At 59.4% G+C, this 14,090-nt stretch carries 14 protein-coding genes; 5 read left to right on the top strand and 9 right to left on the bottom strand.

The window, feature by feature from the left end:
• Nucleotides 1-50 precede the first annotated feature (50 nt).
• From J2W36_RS23350 to J2W36_RS23310, 9 genes are all read right to left on the bottom strand, one after another.
• Nucleotides 51-479, bottom strand: a complete 429-nt coding sequence (locus tag J2W36_RS23350; protein WP_307692175.1) for a hypothetical protein — start codon at nt 477-479, stop codon at nt 51-53.
• The gene (locus J2W36_RS23345; protein WP_307692174.1) at nt 476-1,618 is read right to left on the bottom strand and encodes a ParB/RepB/Spo0J family partition protein; all 1,143 of its coding nucleotides are present in this window, start codon (nt 1,616-1,618) and stop codon (nt 476-478) included. Before J2W36_RS23345 ends, J2W36_RS23350 begins: the two co-directional genes overlap by 4 nt.
• Nucleotides 1,615-2,379 (bottom strand): ParA family protein, encoded by a 765-nt coding sequence (locus tag J2W36_RS23340; protein WP_307692173.1) that lies wholly within the window; start codon nt 2,377-2,379, stop codon nt 1,615-1,617. The genes J2W36_RS23345 and J2W36_RS23340 overlap by 4 nt, the downstream gene beginning before the upstream one ends.
• A 179-nt stretch (nt 2,380-2,558) precedes the next feature.
• A complete protein-coding gene (locus J2W36_RS23335; RefSeq protein WP_307692172.1) occupies nt 2,559-2,789 on the bottom strand; it encodes a hypothetical protein in 231 nt (76 codons plus the stop codon).
• Nucleotides 2,790-2,906: 117 nt separating this feature from the next.
• Nucleotides 2,907-4,409, bottom strand: coding sequence for a DNA topoisomerase (locus J2W36_RS23330; protein WP_307692171.1), 1,503 nt, complete (start codon nt 4,407-4,409; stop codon nt 2,907-2,909).
• 5 nt (nt 4,410-4,414) lie between these two features.
• The gene (locus J2W36_RS23325; RefSeq protein WP_307692170.1) at nt 4,415-4,909 is read right to left on the bottom strand and encodes a toprim domain-containing protein; all 495 of its coding nucleotides are present in this window, start codon (nt 4,907-4,909) and stop codon (nt 4,415-4,417) included.
• Nucleotides 4,910-5,300: 391 nt separating this feature from the next.
• Entirely contained in the window at nt 5,301-5,912 is a 612-nt protein-coding gene (locus J2W36_RS23320; RefSeq protein WP_307692169.1) for a YjaZ family protein, read from the bottom strand.
• Between the two features lie 133 nt (nt 5,913-6,045).
• Nucleotides 6,046-9,378, bottom strand: coding sequence for an LPD7 domain-containing protein (locus J2W36_RS23315; protein WP_307692168.1), 3,333 nt, complete (start codon nt 9,376-9,378; stop codon nt 6,046-6,048).
• Nucleotides 9,362-9,796 (bottom strand): plasmid mobilization protein, encoded by a 435-nt coding sequence (locus J2W36_RS23310; protein ID WP_307692167.1) that lies wholly within the window; start codon nt 9,794-9,796, stop codon nt 9,362-9,364. Before J2W36_RS23310 ends, J2W36_RS23315 begins: the two co-directional genes overlap by 17 nt.
• Before the next feature lie 210 nt (nt 9,797-10,006).
• Here J2W36_RS23310 and J2W36_RS23305 point away from each other — a divergent pair, with 210 nt between their 5' ends.
• The 5 genes from J2W36_RS23305 (at nt 10,007) to J2W36_RS23285 (ending at nt 14,005) form a co-directional block, all read left to right on the top strand.
• Nucleotides 10,007-10,666, top strand: a complete 660-nt coding sequence (locus tag J2W36_RS23305; RefSeq protein WP_307692166.1) for a hypothetical protein — start codon at nt 10,007-10,009, stop codon at nt 10,664-10,666.
• A 30-nt stretch (nt 10,667-10,696) separates the two neighbouring features.
• Nucleotides 10,697-11,395: a StbB family protein gene (gene stbB, locus J2W36_RS23300; protein ID WP_307692165.1), complete on the top strand. Its 699-nt coding sequence runs from the start codon at nt 10,697-10,699 to the stop codon at nt 11,393-11,395.
• A gap of 5 nt (nt 11,396-11,400) precedes the next feature.
• Nucleotides 11,401-11,775, top strand: coding sequence for a hypothetical protein (locus J2W36_RS23295; RefSeq protein ID WP_307692164.1), 375 nt, complete (start codon nt 11,401-11,403; stop codon nt 11,773-11,775).
• A gap of 201 nt (nt 11,776-11,976) precedes the next feature.
• Complete coding sequence (locus J2W36_RS23290) at nt 11,977-12,621, top strand: response regulator transcription factor (protein ID WP_307692163.1); 645 nt, start codon at nt 11,977-11,979, stop codon at nt 12,619-12,621.
• Nucleotides 12,608-14,005: a sensor histidine kinase gene (locus tag J2W36_RS23285; protein ID WP_307692162.1), complete on the top strand. Its 1,398-nt coding sequence runs from the start codon at nt 12,608-12,610 to the stop codon at nt 14,003-14,005. The genes J2W36_RS23290 and J2W36_RS23285 overlap by 14 nt, the downstream gene beginning before the upstream one ends.
• The last annotated feature ends 85 nt before the right edge of the window (nt 14,006-14,090 follow it).

The following is a 14,090-nucleotide window of genomic DNA, read 5'->3' as shown; positions in this document are numbered from 1 at the left end:
ATCAAGATTGCACTGGCGCTAACAGCGTCGGGGCTGGAGGAGAAAATCGGCTACTTCGCCGCTTTCTTGCTGGCCACTTTGCTCGCGGCGGTCTTCTTGGCTGCGACCTTCGCAGGCACTGCTTTCTTCGCGGCCGCTTTCTTCGCAGGCGCTTTCTTCGCGGGCGCCGGCTTGGCGGTGGGTGGCTGCGTGAATGAAGGATCGTTCTGCGGCCAAAGTTCAGCAACCAGACTCTGTGCCGATGCGATGTTCCGGGAAGCCTGTTGGTACTTGTCGTAGGCGTCAGCGAAGCGCGCGAGCGTCTTCACGATGTTCTGTTTCGAAGTACCCACCCTCTCCATGATGAGCGCGGTACGAAGACCGAGGACGTAATGAGCAAACGCAATTTCTTTCGAGTGCCCTCCGGCACGCGTGATGAAATACGGCATGGTCGCCTCGAAAATCTCGGGCGTCATTAACGTCTCGGTCGTTCTGGTCATTTCTTTGAGATGTTGATCTTGGCTAACGCCTGGTCAACTTCGAACTTTTCCGCTTTGCCCTGCCCCTGCAGGAACGCCACGAGATTGAATAGCTCGACGGGCCCCTTGCCGAATTCGTTGCGAGCGATTCCAGCGATCAGAGCTTGCGCGAGATCCTCCGTTTTGCGGCCACGCTCGAAAAAAGTCGTTCCCTGTTGGACGACGAGGTCGAGATCGGCTTTCGGTACGGTTCCCAGGATCGTAACAATATCCGCGCCCGATGTTTGCGATGAAGCCACCAAACTTCCAATTGCGCGCTCATGCGGCTTGAGCGGGGCGGTCGGGAAAATCGAGCCACCGCTCTGCACCGACGGCGCTCCAGGCGCTTCCACAGAGCGATCACGCGGCGTCGCCGTGGATGGCGTGGCTGCACCAGCCTTGCCTGCTGCGGGTGCAGAACCCGGCTTGGAATGAACCTTCGCCTGCTTCTTCGCTGCGTCGGCCTTGGCGCGCAGATCCTTGCCCCCGGCGCCGGGCTTGGCGGCCGCGGCTTGGTCCACCAGCGCTTTGGCGGCTGCAGGGTTCAGGCGCTCGACCTGCCGGACCGTGTTGATGGCCGTCACATCGGCCGTGATCTTCTCGTCGACCAGACGCTGCGCCTGGGGGGAGAGGTCCAGCAGGTTCAAGCGCTGTGTGATCCATGGTTGCTTCTTCTTCACTTTCTGGGCGAGCGCCTCCCGGTCGCCGTTCAGTGCATTCAGCATCTTCTTGAGCTGCCGCGCTTCCTCCATCTGCGTGAGGTTCTTGCGATGGATGTTCTCGACGAACTGCGCGTCGACAGCTTGCTCATCCGTCAGCGTGCGGATGAGGCACGGAATTTTCTCGAGACCGGCCATCTTGGCAGCGCGCAGGCGCCGCTCGCCGGCGACCAGCTCGTAGCGCCCGGCAGAGCGCGTGCGCAGGTAGATGGGCTGGATGACGCCTTGGGCCTTGATCGTCTCCGCCAGCTCCTGCAGCGTGTTCTCTGCGTCCTCGAATTCGTCGCGGACCTGGTCGGTCACGTCGATGAGCGAAATCAGGACTTCCGTCGGCGCAGCCTGCCTTACGTTTTTGAACATGTCGGTCATGCTCTGACCAAGAGGGTTAGCAGCGGCGTTCATTTCGTGGTTTCCTTCAGGATCATTGCGCAGGCATCCGACCATTCTTTCGCGGCTTTTTCGTGGCTCGAGCCACGCGGGTTCGACCAGACCGGTGTGCGTGCGTTGACGGCCTGACGTACGGCAGCGCGCTCGGGCAGCTCGGCCGACAGAACGTAGTCGCCGTGCTCCTCACGCATCGCCTTGACCATCGCGCGCTCCTTGGCGCTGCGGCCGTTGGTCTTCATGAGCAGGATGCCCAAATTCCGAAGGTCCGAGTTCAGCGCCGCCTGCACACCTTGGATGGTGTTGAAGAGCTTGCTCACGCCGCCCATTTCGTACAGTCCGAGCGTCATCGGCACGATGACGAAATCGGCGCTCGCCAGAGCACCGATCAGCAGCGAGTTACGTTCGGGCGGCGTATCGATGATGCACAGATCGAACTTCGGAGCCAAAGCACGCAGCATGGCACGGGCGCGCAGCAGGACGTCGGTCGTGGCGCCCAAGTATTCGTAGAGTTCTTCATCGCCGGCCGGGATGATGCTCATGTGGTCATCCACGGGCTGCAACGGCTTGTTCACCGGCCTCTCCGAGAACAGGTCGAGCGTGGTGAGATAGGCCGGGTCCGGCACCGCCACGTTGCATCCCAGCGAGAGGCTCGCCTGCGGGTCGAAGTCCACGAGTAGCACACGCATGTTCGCGCCGGCAGCCGCGAAGGCGAGATGCGACGAAAGCGTCGTCTTGCCGACGCCCCCCTTCTGGTTGGCAATTGCGATCGTTTTCATGTTTCCTCGACGGGTTGGAATATGCCCATTGTAAATTTTATGGACAACCTAATAGTCAACCTTGTTTACAACCCAAAAGCAGCCATCCGATTCTTCGCGACATAGAAAAAGCCGCGTCCCTGGCCAAGGGTACGCGGCTCTTCGCATGAGCCGGTCGGCGCGAGCCGACACGCTGATTGTTACTTGCTCGCGAGCAGGTAGTCCAACAGCTCCAACACCGTCGCATCGTCGAGACTCTCCTCGTCGACGATGCTCAGGTCATGGACGCTCATGTGCATCAACACTGCAGTCAGGCGGCGGATGTCCGCATCGGTCGCGCGAGCGTCGTTACCTGCGATCTCCAACGCGTCGTACACCTGAGCGCGGGTGAAGGATTTTAAAGGTTGCGTAGCGCGAAGAGCAGCATTCATGGAAGTCTCGAAGTGATGGCTCGAAGCCGGGAGAGAGAAGCTTGGTGAAGGGCGTTAACTGAATGTAAAAGTTCTCGTGCTACAGGGGAATGTGTAGTTCTGCACATCTGTCCACATTCACGACGCCGCCGAGGTAAGTTTTTTGCGTGCTGTGAAGTCCGGCTTGCCGTCGACATCGCTCGCGCTGGCGTTGCAGCCGGAGCTGCGCCAGGCAGAGCAGCTCCAGAAGTGACCAGTGCCGTCCTTGCGAGGGATGCGCCGCATGTGACCGGGGCACTGCCCATCTGGGCAAGCGATATGTTTCACGAATGGCAGATCGGCCCTTGCCTGCGCAATCAGGGCATCAACGAACCGCACTTGGTCGGAGACGAACTGGTCGATGCTGCGGTCGCCCTTTTCGATTTCGCGCAACTGGCGTTGGAAGTGCGCAGTGAGCGCTGGACTCTTCACCTCGGGCGGGAGCATCGCCAGAACGGCTCGCCCCTCATCCGTGCTCACGAGCCACTTGCCGCGGTTCGTGAGGAAACCACGGCGCTTGAGTTCTTCGATGATGGGGCCGCGCGTTGACGGCGCACCGATGCCATCGCCATCTTTCAGCGTCTTGCGGTCCTCCGGATCGTCGACGTAACGGAAGATGTTTTCCATGGCAGGCGGCAATGTGCCTTCCGTGAATCGCTTGGGCGCCGTCGTCTGCTTGTCGTGGCGCGTCGCTTCGAGCATCCCGATCGGGTCTTCCTCTTGCAGGACGGGCAAGGCCTGGATGTCGTCGTCTGGTTCGAGCGGGGCTTGGAAGAGCTGCTTCCAGCCCGGCTCCGTGACGACCTTGCCCCGCGCGGCAAACGCTTCACCGACTGCACTGGCCTGTACCGTGTTCTCGTCGTATGTATACGCTTGGTAGAACTGAGCGATGTATTGGCGCACGATGAGCTGATACAGGTTCATCTCCCACTCGTTCAGATGCGATAAGTCGGCACGCATGGCCGTGGGAATGATCCCGTGGTGCGCGGTGATCTTCGCGTTGTCCCATGTCCTCGACATGATCGACGCATCGGCGCCGTCGATCCATGGCGCGATCGCTGGCATGTTGTGCCGTAGCGCTTCAAGGATGGCCGGTGCGGCTGCGTGCTGGTTCTCTGGCAGGTACTCGCAATCGGTGCGCGGGTAACTGGCGAGCTTGTGGGTCTCATAGAGGGCTTGGCAGATCTGCAGCGTTTGGGTCGCGCTATAGCCGAACATTTCCGACGCGAGCAAACCGATGCCGGCGAGCGACAGTCCTTTGGGTTGCCTCTCGATTTTCGGAATCGATGCGTAGTTGGTGATCGTGCCGGCCGTACCGGCAAGCCGGACGACCAGATCGTCTGCCACGGTCGTGTCGACAAGTCGCCCTTCCTCATCGAGCCCGACTTGATCTTCGCGTGGCTGCCAGCGCATGCGGAAGTCGCCGGCCGCGTGGCGCACCATGACAGTGACGAAATGGTAGGGCACGGGCCTGAACTTGGCGAACTTGTCGTCTGCGGCCGCGACCATTGCAAGCGTGGGCGTCATCACGCGGCCGACGGGCACGACGCCCCGATTCCCTTGAGCCTGAGCGCGCAGCGTGAAGGCACGGCTTGCATTCATTCCGATCAGCCAATCGGCCCGACCGCGTCCGCCGCGTCGCGCATTCCTGCGAAGTCGCGGTTGTCACGAAGGTTCTCCATCGCCGCATGCAGACTGGCCGGGTCCTGTGCGCTGGACCAGAAGCGCAAAACCTGTCCGCGGAACTTGGCGTGCTCGATGACTTCGTCAACTAGGAGCTGCCCTTCGTTGTCCGGGTCGCCTGCGTTCACGACGACCGATACCTCGCGCATGAGCTGCGTCAGGAGCTTGATGCGATCGCGGGCGTCGTCTTTGGGCAATACCACCCAGGCAGGCGGCACGATCGGCAAGGTGGCGAAGGACCACTCTCTGTACGACGCGTTGTAGTACTCGGGCTTCGGCATCTCGTAGAGGTGCCCGAAGCAAGAGCTGACAAAGTCGTCGCCGCAAACGAAGAAGCCGCGTTCGCGGCGGGTGACACCCAGCAACTGGGCGAGCTCGGTAGCTACGGATGGTTTTTCAGCGATGAAGAGTCGACTCACGAAACCCCCTTTGACCAGGAATACAAACTAAGAAGCCTTAACGACAATCATAAAGACAACCTACCTGTAAACCAATAGGGTCTGTTTGAGGGTTTGCTTGAACTTTCGCATGCGAAATTCGGAGGGCCAGGCAGTGCGCCAGGGGGCGGTGGTGGCGAACGAATCACCCTTGGAGCCGATGTGACCCACATGCAAAAATTGACGACGCCGTCAAAAACATAAATAATGTTTCCTCAAGGCCGTGTTTGAGCTAGCGAGAAATATAGACACGGCGCCGCCTCAACATTCTTGATCAGAGGTCCCACCTGGAGTGGCGATAGCCAAACACCCAAAGTGAATGGCAAAGAGAGTCCTCGCATGCAGCAGCCACCTTCGGGTGGCTGCCGTCTTTTCAGCGCCTGATTTCTCTGCCTTCGTTCTTGGCGTTCAGAAGGATGAGAAAGTTGACCTTCTTCGCATCGTTCATCTTCCTGGTCCACGCCGCCATGGGGTACGCTGACTTCACGCGCAGGATGAAGCGACGCTTGCGTTCCCGGTCTTTATCCAGTGAGAAGAACAGCACGTAGTCGTCCGTCGTCCCATCTGGCTTGGGCACTGCTACCTTGAAGAACGATTCCTTGTGAACTCGTCTTGTCCGGGGGTCTTGCCATGGAGTCATCACCCGCACGTGACCTTTGTCGAAGTTGCGGATAATTTCGGGCAAGGCCGCCGAAAGCTTGTACCGGATTTCGTCAAGGACGCGCTCATCCCCCTCGTCGTCAACCCAGAACTCACCTTCCGGAATGTCAGCTCCGTCTCGGTCGTCGTCACGAAGCTTGTGGGTGAAGCAGTGGCACGAAAAGAAAACGACTACATCGACTTTGACGCCGCTTCCAAGGACTCGGGTCATGGCGAACGGCCGCAGGTGCGTGAAATCCCATCTGTCGCCACGGAATTGGACGCTGGGGAAATACGCGCTGTCGGGAACGATCGCGCCGTGCTCTTCGATGAAAGTCGGATCCAAGGTCGCTTCTTGTTTTAGGCAAAGCCAGCGTGCCCTGGCGATCTGATCTCCATTGTAGGGACGTGCTCGTCCTTGTCGTCGGTCGCATGCAAAGGTGTCGGCTACTCCGGGCTACGGGTCCAGAGAAACGTCGTCACCGCTCACGCGAGTTGATGAGAACAGGCGACGCCTTGGGGCGAGAGGCGTCCCGCAAAACCAGCTCAAGCCCTGTCCGACGCGCCGCATCGCTCATGCTCGCTACAAAGCGGGCGTCGCCGTTGAGCGTCAACGTCCTGCCATAGCGCGCGATGGCAACGCGAATCGCCGCGTCATAGGCGGCTATCTGTGCTTTCAGCACCGTGACGCCCTGGGTCGAGTCGCGCACGATCGCGCTCTCCCCTGCCCAATACGTGACGGCGCCCTTCGCATCCACGCTGTAAGTCGGCAGAGGAAACACCGGCTGGCTACGCGCTCCTGAAATCTTGGCGTCAGGCTCGGGTTGATGTGGCGCCATACGGCGCAGCTCACCCAATGCAGCGGTGTCGCCGTCGCTTGCCAGCTCAACCAGGAACTCACGGTAGTGTGCATTGCGCCTCGGAATTCGCGCAGCAGCTGACGCCTTCGCGCGGTCAACTGCGATGACCTGCTGAGCAACAAACTGGTCGGCGCGCGCACGTGCAACGGCCGCCGCGCGCTCTCGCCCTGGCAGCGGCTGGGCCTCTGCCTTGCGCCGCTTGTATTCCTCTCGTGCGTCGAGCACCCGCGACCGGAACGCAGCGCCGTCGGCGGACCTGCGCGCTGCAACTGTTTCGAACTGCCGCTCGCGCCATTGAGAAAACTGTCGCCATAGCACCTTATCAGGCGGCGGCAAGGCGTCCGAAATGCTTGCGTGATAGCAGTCACGCAACACCGTCTGGGCTTCCGCCCACGGCCGCTGCAGGTGCTTGGTGAGGAAGTCGCCAAGGTTGTACTGCTTGTGCTTGTGGATGATGCGAGGTGCGCCGTCAGAACCTGTGCCGACACTGTAGTCGGCGAGGTCAATACCGTAGAGCTTCTTCGCCGCGGTCAAAACAATGGCCGGATTGGTATCGGTCTTGAGTCGATCGGGGTGCAGCTGCCGAGGCTTGGCCGAAGCAGCAATGGCTTCGATGACGGTCTGCGACTTGCGTCGCTCTGGTCGATCAAGCGTCAGGCTGTGCAGCGCGAGCGATACGGCCTGGCCGAGCGTGCGACGGCTCAGAACGGCTCTGACCGCCTCTGGGTCAATATCGCGGTCGGTCGCGCGGGAAATGGCTTCACGCGCCCGCTCGATGCGATCGGCCGGCGTCAGAGGAGCTTCGTTCGACGGGCGATTCTCGCGAAGTTCGCGGAGAGTGGCTTCAAGAGCTGCGCCAAGATCCCGGCGCTGGAGGAACCTTGCGACTTTGTCAGCATCATCGGCAATTTGTTGGCCGCGCGCGATCGCCTGTGCCGAGCGGCTGAGCGTGATGTCTGTCTTCGACAGATTGGGAGGCCGGTCGAGCGTCAGGCTGTTCAGCGCGACCGATACGGCCTGGCCAAGCGTGCGACGGCTGAGCGCCGCCCTGACAGCCTCTGGGTCAATATCGCGGTCGGTCGCTCGGGAAATAGCTTCGCGTGCGCGCTCGATGCGATCGGCCGGCGTCAGAGGTGCTTCGTTCGACGGGCGATCTTCGCGTAGTCCACGTAGAGTGGCTTCAAGAGTCGCACCAAGACTTCGACGCTGGAGGTACCTGGCGACCTTGTCAGCATCCTCAGCAACTTGTTGGCCGCGCGCGATAGCCGCTGCTGAGCGGCTGAGTAAGCTTTGGCTTGAGCGATCGCCCGTGCGATCTCCTCCGGGGATGGTTGTTTCATGGGTATCCGTGTTCAGGGCGACCGTCCGGGCATGGCACTCGACCAGTATTTCGCGAGCCTCGGCCCAAGGGCGCTGCAGGTGCTTGGTAAAAAAGTCGCCGAGGTTGTACTGCTTGTCGTTGTGGACGATGCGCGGTGCGCCGTCCGACCCGGTGCGGATGAAATAGTCGACGGGATCTATGCCGAAGCGCTTGCGCGCGGCATCGAGAAGCAGCTGAGGGTCTGTGGACGACTTCAGCTCGGCATCGCTCAGATTCCGAGACGCTCCTTGATCTGCTGAGAGCTGTCGACCAGCGGGGCGAGCAACTTCTTCAGCGTCTCGACCAGACCGTCGTCGAACGGCCTTTCCATCTCGGCCAGAATCTTCTCGAACACGAGAGCCATCTGGAGATTTTGCTCGGTCAACGTTTCCATCATCACCGACAACTCGTTCAGGTCTTCCATTTTTGACTTCCTTGATAAGTGAATTAATTCGCTCTGCCAGTCCGACTGAGCGGGGCGTTGGAACGCCCTCCTTCTCGACTTGACGCATAGCTCGCTGAATCGCTTGTGCGGCTGCGTCGACGTGTTGGCGCTCGATCGGCACGTCGTAGGCCTCCAGCCGCGCCTGAGTGGCTTCACGAGCCTGGTTGAGGAACGCAACGCGTTCCGCCGGGCTCATGGCCTTGTAGGCAGCGCGCATCCTGGGGGAACCGTGGGCATAGCGAACCTCGAAGGCGCCCTGCTCTTTCCATTGGGTGGCGAGCTGCTGGAAGTCAGGCGTTGCGACGCCTTGACGCAGGCTCCGGGCTGTTGCGTCGAAGTCGCTGCGCCCCAGATCCTTGAGATTGATCCCACGATCAGCCCAATCGGGCTTGACGTTCAGGTATGCGCCGTCCTTGCCATCGCGCACGGTCGTCACGCCAATCACGCTTGCCGCTTCGACAAGCTGCTCGAAGCTGTCGACATGACCTTGAGCAACCAAGTCCGCCAGATACGCGCGAATCTGTTTAGGGCTCTGCCCTTCGAAGCTGGCAACGTGCCGACCGAGTGGGTGCTGTGGGGCTGCTGGGTCGCGACGAGAGGCAAGCGGGCTCTTGAGACCGAAACGCCGGTTGATGTCTTCCTGAATGGCCTGGGCTGCCCACATCGTCTGCTCGCCATGACCGAAGGGATTGAGATAACGGTCGGATTCGAGGTTGCGCATCGGAATGACGATGTGCACGTGAGGAAGTCGACTCTCGTAGTCCCCGGTACTCGCGTTAAGTTCGTGGGTGACTTTGGGGATGTGTGCCTCGGCGTAGAACAGGTATTCGCTCGGGTCGTATGCCGCCATGAGCGCCTGCCTGTAAGCGTCAACCACCTCGTGCAGCAGTTCAGCATTGATCTGCCCAGGACCGCACTCAGGCGCGGAAGTGAACTGCTCAGAGAAGCCCAGGGTGATGTGCAAGTAACGCGAATCCCCTTCCTGCTTGGTTTGGATCGACTGGATCACGTCGTCCAAGAGTTCAATGTCACCTGCCAGCGGAAGACGCTCGTCGATCAACTCACGGTCGTGCTCCCTGCCCTTCTTCCGCCCGGTTTCGAGGTATTCCTTGATGCCGCCCGCGGCAGCGTTAACGCGGACGAGCACTGGCGACCGCCTCCCTGAACGAGCCTTGAATCTTGGCGAGGAGGTAGAGAGCTTCCTCGCAATGAGCCTCCGAGAGCTTTCCTTGAAGCCTCAAAGCGTTGAAGTGGTGCGCGAGCTGATTGAGGTTGTTGCCGGCTTTGTTCGCCTGGAACAAGAGCGGCTTCAACTCCGGGTGCGGCTTTGCCACAGCAATGATTTCGGTTCGATTTTCAAGGATGGCCTGCTCGAGCCAAACACGGGGAGACAGGCCGGACTCGGCCGCGCGCGACATGAGGGTCTCGTGCGACTCTGCGCTGAGCCGGAACGATGCCACCTCCGTCTTGCGCCGCTTGGACGGGAGGGATTTCGCATGCGAAATCGAGAGGTCTTCAGCGAGCGCCGCATCCGCTGATGGGTCAGCGTCAAGGTTCTGTGTCATGTCCCTGGGCCAATTTCGCATGCGAAATTGAGAGGTGTAGCCGGCCCCCAAATCGGTTTCTAAGGCAGCGCCTTAGGCACAGGTATTTTACAGAGGCGTAGCCGGTTGTAAACATACCCAACGTGCCTAACTAAAGCTGCGCTCGAAAATGGCGTCGGTTGTGTTGGAAATGTCCGTCAGATGCGGAATAAAGTGAGACTCACTGCATCTATGAAGCAGAAGTGCAACCATGTGATATTTAGTGATAATCTCTGCAAATCAGCCGCGGTGGCGAAGAGGTACACACAGGTGCGTATGGATGAGGAAGAGCTGAATGCCAAGGTCAAGGCATTCAAGTCTGCGAATCCCCCGGACGCCAAGGCACGGCTTGAATGGCTGCGGCCAACGATTCTTGGCTTCTATCTCGACGGCTATACGAAGAGGCGTACCTTCGAATTCCTCAGCAGCGAAGGCCTTGTCTCTTGCTCGCTACTCGGTTTCTATCGCTGGATTGCCAAGCACATGGACCTCGAAGCAGAGGCGCGAGCACATTTAGCGGCGATGGCAGGAGGTTCCTCAGACCGTGAGACAACCGCGAAGCCCGTTCGGCAAAACGACACGACCGCGAAGCAGGGAGATGGATCGCCCGGGACGCGCGAAATATCTGTGGATACCGGATTCAAAAAACCAACCTTATCGACAACTCAACAGACACCTGTAAAATCAACCCACGACAAAGCCAAGCCCGACGACGAGGAGCGTCGCAGGATGGTGAAACTCGCAGATGAGGCGCTTGCAGATATGGAGCGCAACAGTCTGGGAGCCACGTCGGATCGGGTTCTTGCCCGGCTCAAACAACGCGACAAGGACAGCGGCGAGAGAGACGGGTAGGGCAGTCATGTGTCCGTTTGGGAGTTAGAAATGAACGCTAGCGCGTGCTTCAAGGTTGCGGTTCTGAATTACTCGGGCAACGTCGGCAAGACGACACTCGCCCGCCATCTCTTGCAGCCGCGAATGGGCAACTGTCCTATTCTGTTTGTCGAGACGATGAACGAGGGCGGCGACGAAACGAACGTCAAAGGCAAGGACTTCGCCTCGGTGATGATCGAGGTACTGGCATCGGACAGCGCCATCGTCGACATCGGCAGCAGCAACATCGAACAGGTGTTCGCGAAAGTAGGGCAGATGGGCGATGTGCTCGACGGCTTCGACTTCATCCTGATTCCTACCGTGGCCAAAGCGAAACAGCAGGCCGACACGTTGAAGGTGTTGCGCGATCTCCTCGACCTGGGGGTTACGCCGGATCGCTTGAAGCTGGTTCTTAACCATGTCGATTCCGATGATGACGTCGAGAAGGTGTTCGACAAGCTGCTGAAATTCGCAGGGTCGTTGGGCATTGCCCATGCTGTGGTCCACGAAAGCGATGGGTTTGCGCATCTGGCCCATCGAACCGTGGCTGAAGTTGCAGCAGCTGGTCGGGATTTCCGAAAGGAGATTGCTGCAGCAGACACCAAAGAGACGAAGAGAGAGCTTGCGACCGCGCAGATCTTCTCTCGCATCGCACAAGGGATCGAGCGCGAACTTGACTCAGTGTTTGTGAAACTCTTCGAACCAGCATGAGCGGGATGAAGACGCTTCTGGATGCTCTGCATGCCGAGCTTCTGACCGATGTTCAGCGCTTGGCGGCAGAAGTTGAGGAGCTGAACCTTAAGCTTCCTGCTATCACAGCCGATATGAGAGGGAGCGCGGGCGCTGTCACAGCGGCCGCGGACAAGACCCTCAGCGATTTCGAGGCCATGGGGCACGCGTTGGTGAAAGTGATTCGGCAGGAGGTTGTCGTGCATCGGGCTGAATCGATCAAAGCCAACGACCAGGCAGCGAATGCGACGAGGGGAGCGCTGGGTCAGTTCACTAAGTATTTCTGGCTTTTGATCGGTCTCTTGGGAGCCAACTCAATCCTCTTGGTAGGGTTGACGGCGGTTGTGGCGTTGCGTAGTTGAGGATTTCGCATGCGAAATCGTGACGGGGTGGAACAGCAGGGGAATTTCGTATGGGAAATTCCCGATCGAAGAGTGATGCATGCAACGAAAGCACATCTGTAAATTAGGCTCAGTGCAACGGATCCAAGTTGCACTTGGTTTCGCATGCGAAACCGTCCGTATCACGCTACAGCCCGGCGTCCGCACCACTGGAGCGAAGCGATGAACGAGGTTCTCATCGTTGAAGATCATCCGTTCGTGGCCGAGGCAACCAAGCGGCTGCTCAGCGCAAATTACCCACTGCTCAACGCCGTCGTACTGACGAACGCCGATGATGCGGTCAAAGCGGTATCCGACCCGCATCGGGCATGGCATCGCATCCTTCTTGATCTTGACGTTCCCGGCGCGCACGGGCTGTCGGTCGCAGCAGAAGTCCAGAAGCAGGGCCTCGCAGGCATCTCGTGCGTCGTGACGGGCAACATGCGGAGCGACTACATCGACGCAATCGAAAAGATGGGCTTTCTGGGCTACATCGGAAAAGGCATCGAAGTTCGTGAGTTCGCCGACTCGCTGGCGTTGATATTCGTCGGCGACCGGAGCTTTCCGAGCGACGACACGTGTCCCTTTACGCGCGCCGACAGCCCAAGGATCACGCTCCGACAACGTGAGGTACTGGATCTCGTGCGATGCGGATGCAACTCAAAGGAAATTGGTCGGCGTCTTCACCTATCGCCGGGCACCGTCAACAATCACATCAACGCATTGATGGCTGCCCTTGAAGTAAACAGCAGAAGCCACGCGGTGGGCCGTGCGATCGAACTGGGCATGCTGTCAATGCACGCGGAAACCCGCAGTGCCTGGTACTGATTCAACAGGCGAGGCCTTCAAGCGCCAACCTCTGGGAGGGATTCAAGCCGTTTGGAGCGAGGAGGCCACGGAACGCCTCATCGTTTTCAAAGCTTGGCTGATCAACCAGCTGGCCTTCATGCTGGCCATTCTTGCGATCTACGTTGTAGAGAGCTGCAAGCCGACGGTGTCGAAAGCAAGCTTCGAACTCTGGATCATCGTCGCCATCATCGGATGGGTCGTCCGCGGCGTGATCTACGTCCGCACGATGGGCGTCAGCGCGACTGAAGGTCGGCGCCTTGTTCTGGTGCTGCCCTACGTGATTTCGGCTCTGTCATTCACACACTGGGCTTGGACTGTGAGCCTGTTTCTGAACTCCGATAAGTTCAGCGCCACAGCGACCGTCATCTACATGGTGTTCACGATGATGAGCATCGCGATGGCCTCCGCTTGGCCCCATGCACCCGTCGCGTCGACTCTCTACGTGGTTGCCTTGTGGACATGCCTGTCGGTCAAATCCCTCTGGATCAACCTTTTGCCAGGCGGTGCAATGGTGGCGATCTGTTTGTGCATGACACTGATGATGGTGATCACGGTCTATTCGGTCATGAAGCTGCGACCGCTTATGACACGCAATGAGGCGGAGGCTCGAACAGTCAGTGAGCTTCGCTCGACGAACGCCACGCTTGAAGCAATGCGCTCGGAGGCCTCGGCCACTCTGAAAGAGCGCTCAGCATTCTTCGCCGGCGCGAGCCACGACTTCAAGCAACGCCTGCACGCCATGAAGCTCATGGCGTATTCGACCATTGCCACCTTGCCTCCTGACAATGATGCGCGATGGGCACTCAGCAGAATGTCAGACGAAGTTGAAGACCTAGAGCGGTATTTCAAGCAGATTCTCGAGTTCGCACGGATCGAAGCCCTCGACATCACTCCGACCCTGGAAAGGATTCCACTGCAGAAGCTGATGCAAAAAGCAGATCTGCACTTTGAAGGAGTCGCCAAGGCACGGAGCGTCAATTTGACGTTTCGGACGACGAAGCTCACCGTCGTAACCGATCCAGTGATGCTCCAGCGAATGCTGGAAAACCTTGTCTCCAATGCGCTGAAGTTCACGCGGCGAAAGGTGGTCGTCGCAGCGCGAACGCGCAACAACGAAGTTGTCATTGAGGTCTGGGATCAGGGGCCCGGCATCGACGAATCGCAGCGCTCCAAGATCTTCCAAGCATTCCATCAATCGCACCGGCCGCCGTCACGTGAGGAACCCGGCGTCGGCCTCGGCCTCGCGCTGGTCAAACGCTTCGCGGACAGGCTGAACTGTCGCGTCACGGTCAGCAGCAAAGCAGGGCAGGGCTCTGTGTTCCGACTGCACATTCCCGCCGCGCCAGAGCAACGCGCGATCTAGCTTCCTTCTCACCTTGCGATCGTTCCACGCGCATGACGCGCCGTGGGGCATCGCCGTGGGCGCAGAAATTCGACGCAACACGCGC

This window comes from Variovorax ginsengisoli, assembly GCF_030811835.1.
GTDB classification, from domain to species: domain Bacteria; phylum Pseudomonadota; class Gammaproteobacteria; order Burkholderiales; family Burkholderiaceae_C; genus Variovorax; species Variovorax ginsengisoli_C.
Note: the sequence above shows the minus strand (reverse complement) of the source record. Positions and strands in the feature narration are given on the sequence as shown.